Below are 2916 nucleotides of genomic sequence, written 5' to 3' on the forward strand. Positions count from 1 at the left end.
CGCCACCGGGACAGCGTGACGGACACGCGCCGCCCGGCACAGTACCGAGGCGGCGCGTCACATCACAACAGGGCAAACGTTGCCTGATGCGGCACTAGATCAAGTGAGGCGAGGGGCAACGCCGGTCGTTTTTCCAAGATTCGCCATCATGGGCTGCGCCCCCGGATCCCATCTGAGCTGGAGGGAGTCATCAGCGCGGCCCAACCCGGCGAACCCATCCGGTCACAGCACTAGAGGGCCTTGCGCTGCAGGGTCCACGACTTGATGAGCACTGGTTCCTGCAGAAACACTGGAATCCGCGCTCGGTGCGCACTCGTCGTGTCGAGCGAGCATGAGCAATCGGCGCCGTTGGCGATCCACGGTCGGTCACCGTCGGTGGGGCAGCCGAGAACCCGCGAGTTCTGGCCGGGGCAGCGAGGGTGCAGGCTCGGGCGCGGCTGCTCGCCGTGCCATGAGCGCCAGAGCGCGGCGTAGGCGCCGTCGGCTGCTACGAGATCGTTGTGGGTGCCGATTTCGGTTCCTTCGTCCGCGCGGTCGTGGACGTCGTCGTCCACGCTGCGGGACACCAGGAGGCGGTAGCCGAGCTGCCGGTCCAGGAGTTCACGATGGCTGCCGACGGCCACGACGGAGCCGTCGACCAGGTAGTACACGGTGTCCGCCTGGTCCAGCAGGAGCGGTGACGTGCTGGTGACGAGCGAGGTGCGGCCGGACCGTGCGGCGCGCAGCCGGGTCGAGATGGCCGCCTGGGTGTGTGCATCGACCGCTGAGGTGGGCTCGACCGCCAGGAGTACCTAGATGGGCGATCAGTAGGTCTGTGTCATCGGAGCTTGAGCGACCTGTCGCTTAGCGCCCTGCGCTTGCGTACCCGATCCGGTGAACTTCCGCCAAGCCGCACGGACCAGTGTGGGCCGGATAAGAGCCTTCCCGCCTCGGCTCACAGGCGGACTGCCTGCAATGATTCCCTCCATCCTGCCGACGCAGTCAGCGGGAGTGGCACTCCGGCGGGTGCCTTGCCTGGCCGGGGCGCTTGCTGGGACCTCTACGGTGCGGATCATGAGCATCCCCACTGAGTCGATCGGCAGCATCCCCCGGCCGCGCGCCCTGCAGACGGCCCTCACCGAGCACGCCGAAGGACGACTGCCCCAGGCGGAACTGACGTCCATTCAGGAACAGGCCACCGCCGACACACTGGCGAGGCTGGAACAGCTGGGCTGTGATGTCCTCGTCGATGGAGACCAGGCCAAGCCCTCCTCCATCACCTACCCCCTCGCCGGGATGACCGACCTTGCTCCGGACGGCGTGATCATCCCCTACGCCGACGGCCACACACGGCAGCTGCCCCGCCTGACGGCAGGACCGTTCCGCTACCAGGTCCGGGCCGAGACCTACCTGCGCGACGCCCTGAGGCACACCGACCGCCCGGTCAAGCAGGCCGTCGTCGCCCCCTCCGCTCTCAGCCTGCTCTACCCGAGCGACCCCATCGGCGGCTACTCTCGCGAGGCGTTCCTGAGCGATCTCGCTGACGAGGCCGAGGCCGACATCCGGGGTTGCCTGGAGGCCGGAGCGCACTGCGTGCAGTTGGACTTCACAGAAGGGCGCCTGTCGCTCAAGCTGGACCCGTCCGGGGGCGTACTCGACAGCTTCATCGCCCTCAACAACGATGTACTCGGCCGCTTCGACGAGGCTGAGCAAACCCGTCTCGGAGTGCACACCTGCCCGGGAGCGGACCACGACTCCACGCACAGTCTGGACGTCGACTACGCGAGCCTTCTGCCCAAGCTGTTCCAGCTCAAGGCAGGCAACTTCTACCTCCAGCTGGCCAGCGAGCCCGATCCCGAGCGAGTGCTTAAGATTATCGCCGATCAGCTGCGCCCCGGGGTGCGGGTGTTCGTCGGGGTGACCGATCCGATCAGCACGACCGTGGAGACTCCCGAAGAGGTGCGGGACCGGGTCCTGCTCGCCGCCCATTACATCCCCGTCGACCAGCTCGGCACCTGCGACGACGCCGGCTTCTCCCCGTACGCCGACGACACCTCCACCTCACGCGACCTCGCCTTCGCCAAGATCGAGGCCCGCGTACGGGGCACTGCACTCGCCGCCGAGGCTCTTGGCCTGTAATCAAGATCAGAACTGCTCGCGAGCACCGGGCGCAGAGGACGCCGGTCCAGTGACGGTGCAGGACGTGAGCCGGGCACCGGCTCTGAGCCTTTGGTCTCACCCGGTGTCCGATCTCGTCCATCACCCGAGTGGAGCTCTCCCCTGGGTGGCCCGCAGTGCGGTGATCAAGGTTCGATGGCACACGATCAAACTTCAGTGACGCAGGACATTTCGGTCAGTGATCGTAGGCGGTCAGTGACCGCTTGACCGGCTGGCCGGTCTTGTCGTTGTGCCAGATCGCCGCTGTGAGCGCGAGGATCCGGCACAGGACGCGGGCCACGACCCCTGCCGGGCTCTTGCCACCGCGACGTTCCAGGTCGAGCTGTCCCTTGAAGGTCTGGTTGATCGACTCGATGACCTGCCTCAGCGGTTTGAACAGGTGTGCCCCGGCTCGTTCGGCCTCTCCTTTGCGGGCCGGCCGCAGCAGCACCAGGTGACGCTCGGCGAGGTCGTGCTCGAACTCGCGGCCGCAGTAGTTCTTGTCGCCGATGATCGTCTGCCCGGGGCGGGCTGCTTCGGCATCGGGCGCGGTGTCGAGCATGTCGCGCAGTGTTTCGCGTTCGTCGGCCTTCGCGCCGGTGAGGGTGAACAGGACCGGCAGGCCGCCGGGCGTGCACACCAGGTGCAGCCGCAGCCCCCAGAAGTACCGTGAGTGGGACGCGCACTAGTACTGCAACGGTGCTTGCTCTGAGTGCTGGGCAGTTTTCAGGGGCTGTGTCCGCGTCGTTTGTAGTGACTCAGGCGGGCCTGATACTGGCG

General features: G+C 67.0%; 1 protein-coding gene and 2 pseudogenes. 1 reads left to right on the forward strand and 2 read right to left on the reverse strand.

The annotated features are described in order from the left end of the window. Positions 1-545 precede the first annotated feature (545 nt). Positions 546-791 (reverse strand): annotated as a pseudogene (locus AB0D27_RS45285) (ABC transporter ATP-binding protein); the annotation flags it as partial. 262 nt (positions 792-1053) lie between these two features. On the opposite strand from AB0D27_RS45285, the gene AB0D27_RS45290 reads away from it, so the two are divergent. Beyond that, a complete protein-coding gene (locus tag AB0D27_RS45290) occupies positions 1054-2118 on the forward strand; it encodes a cobalamin-independent methionine synthase II family protein (RefSeq protein WP_362521469.1) in 1065 nt (354 codons plus the stop codon). 214 nt (positions 2119-2332) lie between these two features. Here the strand turns inward: AB0D27_RS45290 and AB0D27_RS45295 are convergent. Then, positions 2333-2916: pseudogene (locus tag AB0D27_RS45295) on the reverse strand (transposase); the annotation flags it as partial.

Source organism: Streptomyces sp. NPDC048415 (assembly GCF_040651675.1).
Lineage (GTDB): Bacteria > Actinomycetota > Actinomycetes > Streptomycetales > Streptomycetaceae > Streptomyces.

Excerpts from the sequence above, each read along its gene's own strand:
- AB0D27_RS45290 (WP_362521469.1), top strand. The coding sequence starts at position 1,054 with ATGAGCATCCCCACTGAGTCGATCGGCAGCATCCCCCGGCCGCGCGCC.